The organism is Kosakonia sp. WA-90 (genome assembly GCF_039871955.1).
Taxonomy (GTDB): Bacteria; Pseudomonadota; Gammaproteobacteria; order Enterobacterales; family Enterobacteriaceae; genus Kosakonia; species Kosakonia oryzendophytica.
Genome location: NZ_JBDPLJ010000003.1, coordinates 103,460 through 117,777, shown reverse-complemented (window position 1 = coordinate 117,777; position 14,318 = coordinate 103,460). Strand labels below are relative to the sequence as shown.

The window sequence follows — 14,318 nt, the reverse complement described above, 5'->3', positions numbered from 1 at the left end:
GCCCATCATGGCAGAGAAAAAACTGACCAAATCCGACCTGTTTAGCATGTTTGTCCGCTCCAATCTGCAACAGGCCTCGTTCAACTTCGAACGCATACACGGGCTGGGCTTTTGTTACGACATGATCCCCGCCATCAAACGGCTGTACCCGTTAAAAGAGGATCAAGTTGCGGCGCTGAAACGGCACCTGGTGTTCTTTAACACCACACCCGCGGTTTGTGGCCCAGTGATTGGCGTGACCGCCGCGATGGAAGAAGCGCGCGCCAACGGTGCGGAAATCGATGATGGCGCCATCAACGGCATCAAAGTGGGGCTAATGGGGCCGCTGGCAGGCGTCGGCGATCCGCTGGTCTGGGGCACGCTGCGACCGATCACCGCCGCGCTCGGCGCGTCTTTGGCCCTGTCGGGCAATCTTCTTGGTCCGCTGTTGTTCTTCATTATTTTCAATGCCATACGCCTGGCGCTGAAGTGGTACGGCCTGCATTACGGTTTTCGTAAGGGAGTACGCATTGTCAGCGATATGGGTGGCAACCTACTGCAAAAACTGACCGAGGGAGCGTCGATTCTCGGCCTGTTTGTGATGGGGGTACTGGTGACCAAATGGACCCACATCAGCGTGCCCTGGGTGGTCTCTCAAACCCCTGGGGCCGATGGCGGCACGGTAACCATGACGGTGCAGGACATTCTTGATCAGCTTTGCCCTGGCTTGCTGGCACTGGGGCTAACGCTACTGATGGTGCATCTGCTGAATAAAAAAGTGAACCCGGTATGGCTGATCTTCGCCCTTTTTGGCCTGGGCATTATCGGTAGTGAACTGGGCTTCCTCTCCTGATCCCTCGCCCCGTCAGCACGGGCGGGGCAACTGTCAACCTGTGAGGTATTGAGTATGCAAACCACCGCTTTACGACTGTATGGAAAACGCGATCTGCGCCTGGAAACCTTTGAACTCCCGGAGATGCAGGATGATGAAATTCTGGCAACGGTTGTCACAGACAGCCTGTGCCTCTCCTCCTGGAAGGAGGCGAATCAGGGGGAAGATCATAAGAAGGTGCCCAATGACGTGGCGATGAACCCGATCATCATCGGTCATGAATTTTGCGGCGATATCATTGCTGTCGGAAAAAAGTGGCAGCACAAGTTTCAGCCCGGCCAGCGCTATGTCATCCAGGCTAATCTGCAACTGCCGGATCGCCCGGACTGCCCCGGTTACTCCTTTCCCTGGGTGGGCGGAGGCGCAACGCATGTGCTGATCCCTAATGAAGTTATGGAACAGGACTGCCTGCTGAGCTATGACGGGGAAACGTACTTTGAGGGGTCACTGGTTGAGCCGCTCTCCTGTGTCATTGGCGCGTTTAACGCCAACTATCATCTCCAGGAGGGAACGTACCGTCATCAGATGGGCATCCGCCCGCAGGGGCGCACGTTAATTCTTGGTGGCACCGGGCCAATGGGGTTACTGGCTATTGATTACGCTCTGCATGGTCCGGTGAATCCGTCATTACTGGTGGTCACCGACATCAATGAAGACAAATTGCAATATGCCCGCCAGCATTACCCTTCTGAAGGGCAAACGCAGACTTACTATCTTCATGTACAGAATGCCAGCCAGGACGCCTTAATGGCGCTGAGCGAGGGGCATGGCTTTGACGATATCTTTGTTTTTGTCGCCGACGACCAACTGGTGACAATGGCTTCCGCACTGCTTGCGCCCGATGGTTGCATGAACTTTTTTGCCGGTCCGCAGGATAAGCAGTTCAGTGCAGCCGTTAACTTTTACGATGTACACTACGCTTTCACGCACTATGTCGGTACGTCCGGCGGCAACACCGACGACATGCGCGCGGCGGTCAAACTTATCGAAGAGAAGCGAGTCCAGCCAGCAAAAGTGGTGACGCATATTCTGGGGCTGGATGCCGCAGCGGAAACCACGCTAAGGCTGCCGGAGGTGGGAGGGGGTAAAAAGCTGGTTTATACCGGGAAAAAAATGCCGTTGACCGCACTAACCGGGTTCGGCGATCCGCAGCTTCAGCAGATTCTGCAACGCCATCAGGGACTCTGGTCCGGCGAAGCCGAGCACTATTTATTATCGACACCCACGGCATAAGCACGCATAACACAAAGTCTGTCTGTACAAACCGAACCTGTAAGTCTACCTTACAGGTTTTTAAAGACTGACAGACAACCACACATGAAGCGCGCTTTTTTGATTTTCACCACAGCATTTCTTATTAACACCAGCTATGCCGCAGAAACCCTGCCGAAAGATGTCCAGACTTTTCGCGACCTTGCCGAACAGTGCGAGCATTTTGCCGGAGAGCAAGACGCCGATCTTGATGAGCAACGACAAAAAGAGCTGGACGCCAAACTGGAAGCCACCTGCGGCAAAGCCGCCGGGCAGCTCAAAACATTACGGGAGAAGTACAAGAATGACGCAGCATCAATGAAAGTCATTAATGCCTACGATTTCTGACACGACGTCTTCTCTGTGTGAAAGGGAGTACTTGCTCCCTTTCACAGAAATAACAGGGAATAAAATCAGAACAGCATCGTCAATGCTCTGCAAGTCATTCTGTTTACGCCACCGGCTGGCACACACCGCCCTGGTTTATCGCGCCATATCTGATCATTTTCAACTCGTTCGTCTCTTCATGCGGCACTAACGTGATATCGGGCATGACGATGCCATCGGTACTGCAAAAACAGGCATTCCAGTTTTGATAAATATGAATAAGTTCCGCCATGCTTTTTAAACTTAGCTTGCGCAGAATGGCGTTCTTATAATTACTCACGACTTTACGATCAAGATTAAGCGCCTCCATAATATAGCTATTCGGACGGCCATCCAGAATCATCGTCATGATATTGTACTCCACCACGCTCAGATGCACTTTGCGAATACGCTCCTCCTGCTCTTTACTCTTAAGGAAAGCTATTATTTTACGTACTTCATAATCCATAAATCTCATAGGGGAACACTTATCCAGCTTGATAAATTTTGTACAGATAAAGGTATGGAAATTTTTCTGTTCCGCAAGGATCTTTAGATAAAGTGAATATCGAATCATTCTCACCGGCTTGAATTAGTAGAAATCGTTACCTTTAAATTTAAAAAAGGCACGCTACCGCCCATGCCATACGCCAAAGAGTGATTCGACAGGCACTTTTAAAAACCAAAAAAATTATCAGCATTAAAATAACAACGACAAAATAAGCACAAAGAATGCGCATGCATTGTGTGTTATCGATATAACTGATTGATCTTATTGAGACTAAAAATCGTGAAAGAAAAGGCTAATTACTTTCTCCTTAAACAAAAACAAGCGGCTAAAGAGAAATAATTAATAAAAAATTAGATAGGGTCATTTAAAAAGGCAAGTTTACCTTAAAAGAATTCGGACTTTTCATCTGCACGCCTGGGAAAAAATACAGCAAAAGAATAAAATCATGCACTTAAAGAAAACTTTCAAATTGCACATTCACATTTTGTCAGGAAATGATTTTTTGGGTGTTTCTGAATATCGTGTCGTTTTAAAAAAATACAGATGTTAAAATATAAAAATAACAACCACCTGCCATTCTGCTTTACAACATCGTTAACGCAGTAAGGTATGTTTACCCGTACAATAATATTTAGCAACGTTAATCTTTTTATTAGCGCAGGAAAATAATCCTTTTACTCACATGAAAGATTGCAGCTTAGGCAAAGACCTTATACAGTCACAGGTATGTCTTTATTATCATACAATTACTGTTTTTATTTGCCGGGGACACTATGCCTTACATGACTTTTAATGCCGTAGCCGCAGGATGCAGGAGGGGAGGTTAATGACATTATCCTCTCCGCTACTGCGCAACTGGCTGCGGTTGCTTGTCATATCAATACCGTTGGTGGCGCTGATGGAGCTGATCCATCTGCCTGCGGCGCTACTCTTAGGCCCCATGTTCGCTGGCATTTTTCTCGCCATCACCAACCATCCGCTTACCATCAGTAAAAAATGCTTTAGCGCGGCGCAAGCGGTGGTTGGCGCGATGATAGCTCATGCCATCCCACCGTCGGTTTTTGGTCGTATCGCAGCCGACTGGCCGTTGTTTATCAGTTGTATTGTGGCGGTGATTTTCGCCAGTGCAATCCTTGGCTGGATCATGGCGAAACTACAGGTCTTCCCTGGCTCTACCGCCATCTGGGGATCATCGCCGGGTGCAGCGGCAGCAATGACCATTATGGCAGAGAGCTTCGGCGCAGATGTGCGGCTGGTGGCCTTTATGCAGTACCTGCGGGTGATGATTGTGGCGCTGGTGGCAGTGCTGGTTACCCGCATGTGGATGGGAACCGATAACCCGGACCACGCCGTGGCGACGTTTACGTTGTTTGGCCCGCTGCGCGGGTTGGCCTTTGCCGGGACGTTACTGGTGATTGCCACAGGCTACCTGATTGCCCGTAAGGTGAAAATGCCCTCCGGGCCGATGCTGATCACGCTGGTATTAGGAACGATTGTTGAAGATACCGGTTTGCTGCGCCTTGAACTGCCGCCGTGGTTGCTGGCGCTTTCTTACGCCATTATCGGTTGGAGCATCGGCCTGCGCTTTACGCGGGAGATTGTCGGCTATGCCGCCCGCGCATTACCGCGCGTGCTGCTGTCGGTCATGACGCTGGTTGCCGTGTGTTGCGGTTTCGCCTTTTTACTGGTGCGCTTCGCGGGTATCGATCCGCTGACCGCTTACCTGGCCACCAGCCCCGGTGGAGCGGATACAGTGGCGATTATTGCCTCATCAAGCCATGTGGATATTTCGTTTGTGATGGCCATGCAGACCGGGCGCTTTATTCTGGTGCTGATCACCGGGCCTGCGATCTCACGTTTTGTCGCAAAACGGCTGGGGACATAGAAAAGTTAATGCATCGTCCAGTCCTGCAAACGTAGACCTGGAATTCGGACAAACTCGCGGGTGTTGTTGGTCACGAGAATTAATCCCAAGGAACGGGCATGAGCACCAATCATGGCATCATAAGGCCCGATGGGTGCCCCTTCTCTTGCCAGCTCCGCCCTGAGTTGACCAGTATGCACTGACGCATCGATACCATAAGGCAGCACCTCCAGCCTGGCGGTAAACCCTTCAACGACACGCAAGTTTTTTTCAGGCGCGGCCGATTTCTCTGCACCATAAATTAGCTCCATCAATGTGATAGAGCTGATACACATCTGTCCGTCACGCTGATTGAAAGCCCGGCGGACAGTTTCGGGTTTATTTTTTATAGTGAAAATACAAATGTTTGTATCAAGCATAAATTTGAGCATCAAAAATCTTCCCTGTCCTGATCCCCTGGTTGCTCACGCGCGGTCATAAAATCAGCAGACGCATTCTCCCCATCAAACCAGCTATCCCAGCTTTCTCCTGATGGAGTGATAATTCGTGTGCGCCCCACAGCAATAATATCAACGTGCCTGACGTCTTCTGGCAGAGCCACGGCTTTTGGCAAACGTACAGCCTGACTGCGATTGCTTTTAAAGAGTGTCGTTTTCTCCATCCGTCTCTCCACTGATGAAATTTCATACTGACAAGCATAAGTGAGTGGCGGGATATGTCAATGGGATATACAAAAACACCGCTTTACGATTAGGGCGAGAATCAGGCCAGCCGCAGCGTCTCAATCACTTCCGCCACCTGCCGTTGGGCGTCGCCCGTCAGCGTGCGCAGAGGCGCGGGCAGGCACGGCGCAGCGACTGCACCGAGCAATTCCGCAGCAGTGGCGATCACCCGCAGGCTACCGCCGTAACGCCGGAACAGATCCCACAGCGGAGCCAGCGCAGCAGAGTGCTCGCGCGCTTGCGCCGTATCCCCGGCAAGCGCGGCGCGAGCGATCGTCAGTGCCGCTTCGGGGAACAGTCCTCCCATGACCGAATACCAGATGCTGCATCCGGCGTTGAGTCCGTCTACCGCAATCGCATCACCGCTGATGCCCAGCGTGACTGTTTCCGGGATCTGCGACCGCAGGCTGGCAATGCGTTCCAACGCAGACACCGGCGGAATTTTGATAGAGCCAATATTGGGCAACTGTGCAATGCGCGCCAGTAAGCCATCGCTAAAAGTAAAGTGCGTAGCGCCGGGGTTGTCGTACACACACAGCGGCACGGAGAGCTCGCGAGTCACCGCTGCATACAAGTCGAACACCTCATCTTCCGTTAGCGTGTGATAAGAAACCGGCGCCAGCAGCAGTGCGCTTACGCCCGCTTTCTGTGCATCCTCCGCCAGCCACAACACATCGCGGGTGCGGAGCGCGCCGATGCCAGCTATCACCGGCACTGCGCCGGAGTGCTCCGTCGCCAGGCGCAACGCGGTGGCCCGTTCGTTGCGGCTGAAATAGGGGTAGCATCCGGTCGATCCCAGCGCGCCAATCGAATCCACACCGGCAGTACGCAGCCGTTCAATCAGCCGCACATAGGCCGCTTCGTCCAGCTTGTCATCCACCAGCGGCGTCAGCGGAAAGGCACTCAATCCTGTGAAATCCATTCTGTTGTCCTCTTCAGATATCAAACCCGAGCAGCGACATTTGGCTCCTGCAGCCCGGCATCATACGTTGCAACCCGGCAATCAGTTCGTCGCCCGCTTCACATAACGCCGCCTTCGGCATCTCCGGCAGACTTTCAAAAATAAACCACATCCGATGATCGGTGGCGCTTAAGCGGGTGCGCACGCCCTGACGCCAGTTCCAGCGGCGGCACGTCACGCCCACATCATCACGCCAGATCACCTCGCCCGGTTCGGGAGACTCCTGCGCCAGTTGTCCCTCTTTCATGATGTCGAACAGCTCACTACCGTCTGCAATGGTCAGGTGCGGCGCACCCACATAGGCGGCAATATTCTCGCCACCCACCGGAATAGCGTAGCGCAGGCTAATGGCGTTATAGAGATCCACCACCGGATCAATTGCTGGTACCACGCCATCCCGCTGGACACGTTTACGCAGCGCCAGCGCCGAGTTGGGCGTACGCTTTGGCTTCGCGCCGAACTGTTTAAACACCGTGTCCCATGCGGCGAGGTGCGCATCTGCCCAGGCGGGGCCACCTGCCGCAACTGAAGCGCACGCACCGAGCAGCGCGTCTTCGCCCACCTGCGGGTTGAGCAGAGTGGTGGCATCCACCATCACGCTGAGCGCACGAAAACCCGGCGCGATGGTTGCAAGGCGGGCATCGATTGACGGCTGAACGGAAAGCATCGGATAATCCTTTTTAGTGACCAATTTATTTCATACTATCGACCGATGACCAAAAAAGTCAATAAATCGACCGACTCCGGTGCAGACATTCAGCGCGTCAGTGAAGCGGTAGCAGCGCGTATTAAAGCGTTTCGCAAACAACAAAAACTCTCGCTGGATGAGCTGTCCCGCCGGGCGGGCGTCAGTAAAGGCATGTTGGTGGAAATCGAGAAATGCCTTGCCAACCCCAGTATCGCCCTGTTGTGTAAAATCTCGGCGGCGATGGGCGTCTCGGTGGCCGACATTGTGGATGTCGCCAGTAAACCGACCGCACATCTGATCACACCGGAGGAGATACCGGTACTGTGGCGTGGTGAAAAAGGCGGTTCAGCCCGTTTGCTGGCAGGCGCCAGTGGCCCGGATATGCTGGAAATGTGGCGCTGGGAAATGTTTCCCGGTGAGCGTTTTACCTCCCCCGGGCATCCGTCCGGCACGGTGGAGCTGTTACATGTGGAAAGCGGCGCTCTCGCTATTCAGGTGGATCAAACTGCGCTGCTTATTGCAGAAGGCTGCTCGGCGGTCGCGCAAACCGATGTGCCGCACCATTATGCCAATGACACCACACAACCGGTCATTTTCACCATGACGGTCAGCGAACGCCATTCATGAACCCTGTTCATAACCCCATTATGATTTGGTGGGGTTATCATTTTCGCCCGCCTGCTTAAGATAGCGTTCCGCCTTTGTCGGCGCCCTTCCATCGCTACTTTTATCAGGATTTTATGGCAGGTTTTCGCGACAGCGCGCCGTGGATCACGCGGTGATGGTGCTGCGTCGCTATTGATGAGTTGCACTCATACAGCCATGCCGATTTTCGTCAATAGTCGCCACGGCTTGCGGGTTTTATGATCGTCTCATTACTTTCCCACCAGACGCATAATCCACACGCTACGCTATACAGACGTGCCCATACACAGGAGAACAACATGAAAATCATCCGTAATGCCTCCGTTCCTTCGGCGCAGGGTCCACAAGAGTATTTCACCGGTCGCGTACGCATTGACGCCCCCTTTAAAGCCGAGGCCCCTGCCCGCGTGGGCGGCGCAACGGTAACATTTGAACCCGGCGCTCGCACGGCATGGCATACCCATCCACTGGGCCAGACGCTGATCGTGATTCAGGGTAAAGGCTGGATCCAGTGCGAAGGCGAAGCCGTGCAGGAGATGAATCAGGGCGATATTGTCTGGATCCCGGAAGAGGTGAAACACTGGCATGGCGCGACGGCCGAAAGCGCAATGACGCATATCGCCATTGCCGAATCGTTAAACGGCAGCCCGGTCACCTGGCTGGAGCAGGTGACCGATGAGCAGTATCGAGGGCAATAAAGGCCGCCTGGCTGTTTCCGGCGTAGACTACCTCTGCGCCATCAGCATCACACCGTGGGTATAACGGGTATGCAAATCCTGCTCAAATTGCTCACGTAGCGACTGCGGCGACAGGATGCCGATGTCCGGTAGCCAGTAACGCAACCAGCGAAAGAGCGTATGGGGATCGCTGATGGCGGTTGAAAGCGTCAGGCTACCATCGTCATGCTGTTCCAGAATGCGCTGCGAAGGAAAGAGGGAACGGCGGGTAACGTATTCCGCTACCTGAGCAGAAACCCGCAATTGCGTCTCCACCCTTGAACCGAAACGGATCCCCACGCCGCTATCCAGTTCGGCCAGCACATCCGCATGCGGTGTAAAATGCCGCACCGTTTCTTTAAGGCCTTCAATTTTCGCCAGTTCAAACGCCTTCAGACGCCCTTGTTCAACGGCGGCCAGATACCACAAGCCGTACTGGTTGATCAGCCGGTAAGGTTTTGCCTGGCGGGCTTTGTCCCGATAGTGATAGTCCACTTCACAATGTACGGTAATCGCCCGATTGAGTAGGTTGATGCGATCTTCAATCAGTCGGTTTTCCCGGCTACTGGCGGCATGAAAGGCAATGTTGTCACGATTTTTCATGCTGTTACGTAGCGACTGGCCGTCATTACGAGGGAAAAGATGTGCCACACCGGCAAAATCGGCGAACTCCGCCAGGTGACCGGTATGCAGAGAAGGCAGAAGATGTGAGCTGAGCTTGTAGCGCCCGGGAGCAACCTGATCGAGGATATGCCCCAGTCTGGCAAGATCCCGATAAGCAGTGCGCTCCGTGATGCCGAACTTATCGCAAAGCCACGCTTTATCAATAGTTCGCCCCTGGTAAAGCGCACCGAAAATTTCACAGAGCCGCTCAATGAGCGGGTCATGTTTTCTGTCGTGACTTTCTTTCATGTTCCCCTGGTTCCGGAGTCAAAAGTCTCAGAAGACGTTAAACGAATACGGCCTGACCATGGCGGCATAGCCCTGTTTTATAGGTAAAAAAGTGTTTGTTCTTAGGGGTTAACGGCAGAAAGCTAAAAAACTAAAATGAAATTTCCGCAGACAGCAGCAGATTCATACAACCCCTTTATTTCACTGAGGAGAAGATAACCTATTGTCCTGACAGGGAATGTCAGTGAAGCCTGTTGCGCGTGTGGAGTTCGATGGTTCGCGGCAGGTCGATAACCCTGCCGTGTTACTACAGATGGAAATCTACGGTGCACTGCCGCATGCAGCGTATGGCATGCGGCAGGCTTCAGAGAGGGAAAAAGCGCTACCGATCTGCTGCTACGATATTTACCTTATTGGCGGCTATCACAAACGGCAGATAAATCAGTGTAGAAACCGCCAGACACAGCAGACCGACAAACAGCGCCAGCCAGTTTCCTCCGGTTCCCAGGAACGCAATGAGTGGGCCGGGCGTTGTCCACGGCACGGCATACGCGATAGGCGGAATCAGCTCCATGGTGATAAAGACATAGCCAATCAGCGAGTTAACAAACGGAGTCAGCACAAACGGAATAACCAGAATCGGATTCAGAACAATAGGCAGCCCGAAAATAACCGGTTCGTTGATATTGAATAGGCCCGGAACAAAGGCCATTTTCGCCATTTCACGGTAATCTTTACGCCGCGAAGCGATAAAGATCGCCAGCAAGAGCCCCAATGTCATTCCCGAGCCACCGTAGTTAGCGAAAGCATCGTTAATACCGCCCCAGGTAATCGGGTAGGGCGCACCCCAAGTGGTACCATGCGACGCGGTATACGACAGGTTTTCCAGGTTAGCTTCTGTGAAAATGGCCTCACGAATCGCCGCCACAGTATTCGGCCCGTGGATGCCCAGCACCCACAAAAAGTTTGCGACCAAGCCGAGGATCAACACAGCGAAAATATTCGTGCCCATATCTTTTAACGGCGATTGGATCAGGGTGTAGACCAGATCATTCAAGCCATCCGGCGAGATTTTCGCCAGCAGATAGTTGATAACGGAAAACAGGATCATCACAAAGAAGATAGGCAACAGCACCTTAAAAGAGCGGGAGACCGCGGGCGGCACTGCAGCAGGCATCGTAATGGTTACTTTAGGGTTGCGCGCCAGACGGCAGAACACTTCGCTGGCGATCAATGCAACAATAATAGCGACAAATAACCCCTGCGGCCCAAGGTATTGGGTGGTGAGATACGCCTGCCCGTCAATGACGGTGTAAGGCGTGTAAACAACAAAAAACGCACCAATCGACGTTAATCCGCACAGGAGATCGTCTTGTTGATAGTTAATGGCAATATTGCGCGCCACCAGAAAGGTAATTAAAACCGCCATAATATTGACCGAGCCATTCATGACGGGTGTGAATATTGCCTGCGCCGCGGCCAGATTGGGGAAAAGCGCATCCAGATGCAAAATACTGGCGATAAAACCATCAGGTGAGAGAATCGCAAAATTAATAAGAATAATCAGCGAACTGGCCATCACAATCGGGAAGGACAATATAAATGCATCCCGCACTGCCGAAATATGGATCTGTGAGTTTAATTTAACCGCAATAGGAACGAGAATTTTCTCCATACCTCGTTCAAAAGACTCCATGAAACTCATGATGATTCCTTTTAATCTTGTTACCGTTTTAATTAACAATGCACACAGGGATTCAGTGTGCGGAAAAAATTCCACACACAAAGAAGGAATAATTATCCGAAAAGGAATTATTCAGCCAGACAAACCAGCGCACTGTCTAAAACGGCTTTGCCATCCATCTGCCCGTAAGCTTTCATATCAATCACGGCGACAGGGACCCGACCCTGTACAACCTCCTCTAATTCTTTTTTCTGGAAACGCACCTGGGGTCCCAACAATACAATATCCACCTCATTTTTCTTCAACGTCTCTTTGGCTTCCGATATGGCTAATGCATTAATGGTTACCTTAATATTTACCGTATCCGCATACTCTTTCATGCGTTTCACCAACATACTTGTCGACATCCCTGCAGCGCATACCAATAATATGTTTTTCATATGAATCGTCCCTTACTATATTGATAAACATTCACTTATCGTTATTTTACCAGGTGTTTATAGCTTTATCTCTCAGCGCGATCACAATAAGCACTGCAACGAAATGTAAAACCATACAATAATAACGTGATAATGTAAGTTGAACCTGTAATTAATACTCTTCAGTAAGAAAAAAGGAAGACGTGTAATTATTCCACCTGCACGCCGTTATTTTTTCCGGATAGTCGATGCATCCATATAAGCACAATGATCATACCGCCAGGATAGAGTGCAACAGTCAATAAGCCTATATGTAACGATGAATACTCCATGATCAGCCCAACCAGCCACGGCACAAGACTACAGCCCGCATTACCAAAAGCCGTCAGTACACCGAACATGGTCGCACCGCCTCGCGGATAGGCATCCGCAGACATCGCCAGCATAGTTGGCCAAAGACAGCTTCCTGAAAATCCAGCCAGAATACAGGCAGCAATGGCAATCGTTGGGCTGGGAGGAAAACCGATCACAACAAACAGCGCCACGGTCACAGCGCAGCAGCCCAACATTAACACCTCGGGAGAGATACGCTGCTGCACCATAGCCGCCGCCATTCTCCCCAGCGCCATCGCCACAGAAAAGCCAGCCAGTGCAAACCCGCCGATCTCCTTCGACAATCCCAATCCCCGCTCAGCGTAAGTCGGCAACCATTGCGACAGCCCCGTTTCTGTGGCGCCGCCTAAAAAGATAGCGATCAGGCAAGCGACGAAATAAGGACGTTTTATCAAGCTCGTCAGCGCTTCTCTTGGTGCCGATTCCTGCACCAGGGGAGGGAAAGTAAGCCGCAGGAACAACAGTGCTGTCCCCAATGGTGCAATCATGACCCCCAACGCAACCATGCGCCATGAAATCCCCCATTTCAGCGCAAAGCTGGCGATCAGTACTGCACCTACCGCACCAAGACAAAAATAGGAGTGTAGCCAGTTCATAGCCGCACTGCGTCTGGCAGGCTGTAACGCCACGACAATCGGGCTGAGCAGCATATCCAGCATGCCTGCTCCCCACCCCATCAGCGCGACAGCGAACAACAGGAAAGTGTAGGTGGGTGCCATCGCCACAAAGCCTAACCCAAGCGCCATGACCAGCAGTCCAAATAAAATAAACCGCTGAGCATTGCCCCGATCAGCCAGCGGCCCGGTCACCAGGATAGCGGTGATAAAACTGAGAAACATGACTGCCGGAATACGCCCCAATTGCTCACCGGTCAGCCCGGAATCACTGTCAAAGGCGTCGCTGAATGTGGTCAGATAGACGGGCAAGAAGTTGAGTGCAATGGCCAGGCATATCATGGCGGCATAGCAGGCGCAGAGAGACAGACGCTGCTGATGAGGTGAAATCGTCATTGGGTATCCCTGTCAGAAACGGTCAGCATTATGCGCCTGCCACTGACATTCCATGAGTTCAATCTCAGAGAAGCGGGCAGCAAAAGAAGAGTCTCCGGGGCTACTGGCAAAAAAACCAAACTGCACACGCGCCTCAGCGTGAGATAAATGGAACATGCGCATCATGTGAAAGTCTCTGCCATTCAGTGAGTTTTCCAGTAGAAAATCACTCTCCCTGCGGCTCAACCGGTAATACATGGTCTGCCGATGCCGATCAAAGTTAGACATCGACCAATCCGAAAATCCCTGATTAGTCACCACCGAAAACAACTGCTGGTAACCATTGTTTTGATATTCAATACCGCTTTTCATCCAGTGGTCTTCATCCTGGTAAATGAACAGACCGCACTGATCAAAATAAATAGAAGAATTAAACGACACCCTGGCTTTCAGAGTCCAGAATCGCTCCTCGCGGCTAATAACTGCAGCAGGGGCATTATCATACTCAAGCCCATAATACGTCCCGCGCCAAAAATCAGTATCGGGAGAGGTGTAAAGAATAATATCATCCTCATCAAGGACAAGGTATTCATTGACATTAAGCCAGATTAGCTCAGAAGCTTTGAATTTTTCCATTTTATTTTTCAGCCATCCATGAGTGATATTAATATGTCTGGGCAGACATACGTTTAAAATGTAGAAGATTATAATTAGACCGGGCATCAAAATGGTGCAGTGAAAATACTTTGGTATGATTTATGTCCTTGTATCCTTCGCCATCTGCAAGAGTAGTCGTTGTTGCGCCACCAATAATAATTGGCAACTGCATTAAAATAATATCATCCACCACATCAAGATCAAACATCTGCCAGTTTAAATAACCACCACCTTCCACCATAATATGTTCTATTCCACGTTGTTGAAGGAGCGAAAAAAGAAAATTAAAATCTACCCGATCGACTCCCGCAAAAAGGACCTCTTTACCATGTTCGCGTATTCGTTGAATCATCGCGTGACCACGAGCCCGTTCTGTTGTAACAATGAGAGATTCCTCCGGCGAGCACAACACTCTGGCCGAATCGGGAAAATCCAGCGATGAGGTAGGAATAATGCGTAATGGATTATTGCCGCCATAACGATTGGTTAATTGCGGATCATCCGTCACAATGGTATTTCGCCCTACCATAATGGCATCGACCTTCCCGCGGAATTGATGAATAAATTGTATATCTTCATCGTTAAGCAGCTGGAATAATCCTTTACTGGATCCACCATGGCCGAGAGTTAATTTACCATCAATAGAAATCTGACTAAAAATAGTAATTTTCATAATATCTCAACTTATCT

Annotated in this window: 17 protein-coding genes; 6 read left to right on the top strand and 11 right to left on the bottom strand. The window is 51.2% G+C overall.

Annotated features, from left to right (window positions below; translation table 11 throughout):
• The first annotated feature begins 7 nt into the window (after positions 1 to 7).
• From ABGA49_RS07055 to ABGA49_RS07045, 3 genes are all read left to right on the top strand, one after another.
• A complete protein-coding gene (locus ABGA49_RS07055) occupies positions 8 to 832 on the top strand; it encodes a PTS system mannose/fructose/sorbose family transporter subunit IID (protein WP_061492476.1) in 825 nt (274 codons plus the stop codon).
• A 54-nt stretch (positions 833 to 886) separates the two neighbouring features.
• Positions 887 to 2,104 (top strand): L-sorbose 1-phosphate reductase, encoded by a 1,218-nt coding sequence (sorE, locus tag ABGA49_RS07050; protein WP_347665355.1) that lies wholly within the window; start codon positions 887 to 889, stop codon positions 2,102 to 2,104.
• Positions 2,105 to 2,188: 84 nt separating this feature from the next.
• Positions 2,189 to 2,470 carry a hypothetical protein gene (locus ABGA49_RS07045; RefSeq protein WP_061492474.1) on the top strand — a complete coding sequence of 94 codons (282 nt, stop codon included), beginning with the start codon at positions 2,189 to 2,191 and terminating at the stop codon, positions 2,468 to 2,470.
• A gap of 103 nt (positions 2,471 to 2,573) precedes the next feature.
• Here the strand turns inward: ABGA49_RS07045 and ABGA49_RS07040 are convergent, their stop codons facing one another.
• The gene (locus ABGA49_RS07040) at positions 2,574 to 2,957 is read right to left on the bottom strand and encodes a LuxR C-terminal-related transcriptional regulator (protein ID WP_347665354.1); all 384 of its coding nucleotides are present in this window, start codon (positions 2,955 to 2,957) and stop codon (positions 2,574 to 2,576) included.
• A gap of 868 nt (positions 2,958 to 3,825) precedes the next feature.
• Between ABGA49_RS07040 and ABGA49_RS07035 the strand changes: the two genes are divergently transcribed.
• On the top strand, positions 3,826 to 4,884 hold the full coding sequence (locus tag ABGA49_RS07035; RefSeq protein WP_061492457.1) for an AbrB family transcriptional regulator: 1,059 nt from the start codon (positions 3,826 to 3,828) through the stop codon (positions 4,882 to 4,884).
• Between the two features lie 5 nt (positions 4,885 to 4,889).
• On the opposite strand, the gene vapC is transcribed toward ABGA49_RS07035, so the two are convergent.
• The 4 genes from vapC to ABGA49_RS07015 all read right to left on the bottom strand — a co-directional run bounded on the left by vapC (position 4,890) and on the right by ABGA49_RS07015 (position 7,213).
• A complete protein-coding gene (vapC, locus tag ABGA49_RS07030) occupies positions 4,890 to 5,294 on the bottom strand; it encodes a tRNA(fMet)-specific endonuclease VapC (protein ID WP_061492456.1) in 405 nt (134 codons plus the stop codon).
• Positions 5,294 to 5,524, bottom strand: a complete 231-nt coding sequence (locus ABGA49_RS07025) for an AbrB/MazE/SpoVT family DNA-binding domain-containing protein (protein WP_061492455.1) — start codon at positions 5,522 to 5,524, stop codon at positions 5,294 to 5,296. The genes vapC and ABGA49_RS07025 overlap by 1 nt, the downstream gene beginning before the upstream one ends.
• Positions 5,525 to 5,625: 101 nt before the next feature.
• Positions 5,626 to 6,507, bottom strand: coding sequence for a dihydrodipicolinate synthase family protein (locus ABGA49_RS07020; protein WP_347665353.1), 882 nt, complete (start codon positions 6,505 to 6,507; stop codon positions 5,626 to 5,628).
• Positions 6,508 to 6,520: 13 nt separating this feature from the next.
• Positions 6,521 to 7,213 carry a B3/4 domain-containing protein gene (locus ABGA49_RS07015; RefSeq protein WP_347665352.1) on the bottom strand — a complete coding sequence of 231 codons (693 nt, stop codon included), beginning with the start codon at positions 7,211 to 7,213 and terminating at the stop codon, positions 6,521 to 6,523.
• A gap of 45 nt (positions 7,214 to 7,258) precedes the next feature.
• Here ABGA49_RS07015 and ABGA49_RS07010 point away from each other — a divergent pair, with 45 nt between their 5' ends.
• Together ABGA49_RS07010 and ABGA49_RS07005 are read left to right on the top strand one after the other, a co-directional pair.
• A complete protein-coding gene (locus tag ABGA49_RS07010) occupies positions 7,259 to 7,861 on the top strand; it encodes an XRE family transcriptional regulator (protein ID WP_347665351.1) in 603 nt (200 codons plus the stop codon).
• Positions 7,862 to 8,178: 317 nt separating this feature from the next.
• Positions 8,179 to 8,577, top strand: coding sequence for a cupin domain-containing protein (locus ABGA49_RS07005; RefSeq protein WP_061492451.1), 399 nt, complete (start codon positions 8,179 to 8,181; stop codon positions 8,575 to 8,577).
• Between the two features lie 27 nt (positions 8,578 to 8,604).
• On the opposite strand, the gene ABGA49_RS07000 is transcribed toward ABGA49_RS07005, so the two are convergent.
• From ABGA49_RS07000 to ABGA49_RS06975, 6 genes are all read right to left on the bottom strand, one after another.
• The gene (locus ABGA49_RS07000; RefSeq protein WP_347665350.1) at positions 8,605 to 9,507 is read right to left on the bottom strand and encodes a WYL domain-containing protein; all 903 of its coding nucleotides are present in this window, start codon (positions 9,505 to 9,507) and stop codon (positions 8,605 to 8,607) included.
• Between the two features lie 361 nt (positions 9,508 to 9,868).
• Positions 9,869 to 11,191, bottom strand: coding sequence for a PTS sugar transporter subunit IIC (locus tag ABGA49_RS06995; protein ID WP_061492449.1), 1,323 nt, complete (start codon positions 11,189 to 11,191; stop codon positions 9,869 to 9,871).
• Between the two features lie 107 nt (positions 11,192 to 11,298).
• A complete protein-coding gene (locus ABGA49_RS06990; RefSeq protein WP_061492448.1) occupies positions 11,299 to 11,610 on the bottom strand; it encodes a PTS sugar transporter subunit IIB in 312 nt (103 codons plus the stop codon).
• Between the two features lie 188 nt (positions 11,611 to 11,798).
• On the bottom strand, positions 11,799 to 12,992 hold the full coding sequence (locus tag ABGA49_RS06985; protein ID WP_061492447.1) for an MFS transporter: 1,194 nt from the start codon (positions 12,990 to 12,992) through the stop codon (positions 11,799 to 11,801).
• 12 nt (positions 12,993 to 13,004) lie between these two features.
• Positions 13,005 to 13,607 carry a DUF1349 domain-containing protein gene (locus tag ABGA49_RS06980; protein WP_088236937.1) on the bottom strand — a complete coding sequence of 201 codons (603 nt, stop codon included), beginning with the start codon at positions 13,605 to 13,607 and terminating at the stop codon, positions 13,005 to 13,007.
• 28 nt (positions 13,608 to 13,635) lie between these two features.
• Complete coding sequence (locus ABGA49_RS06975) at positions 13,636 to 14,301, bottom strand: dihydrofolate reductase family protein (protein WP_347665349.1); 666 nt, start codon at positions 14,299 to 14,301, stop codon at positions 13,636 to 13,638.
• Positions 14,302 to 14,318 lie beyond the last annotated feature (17 nt).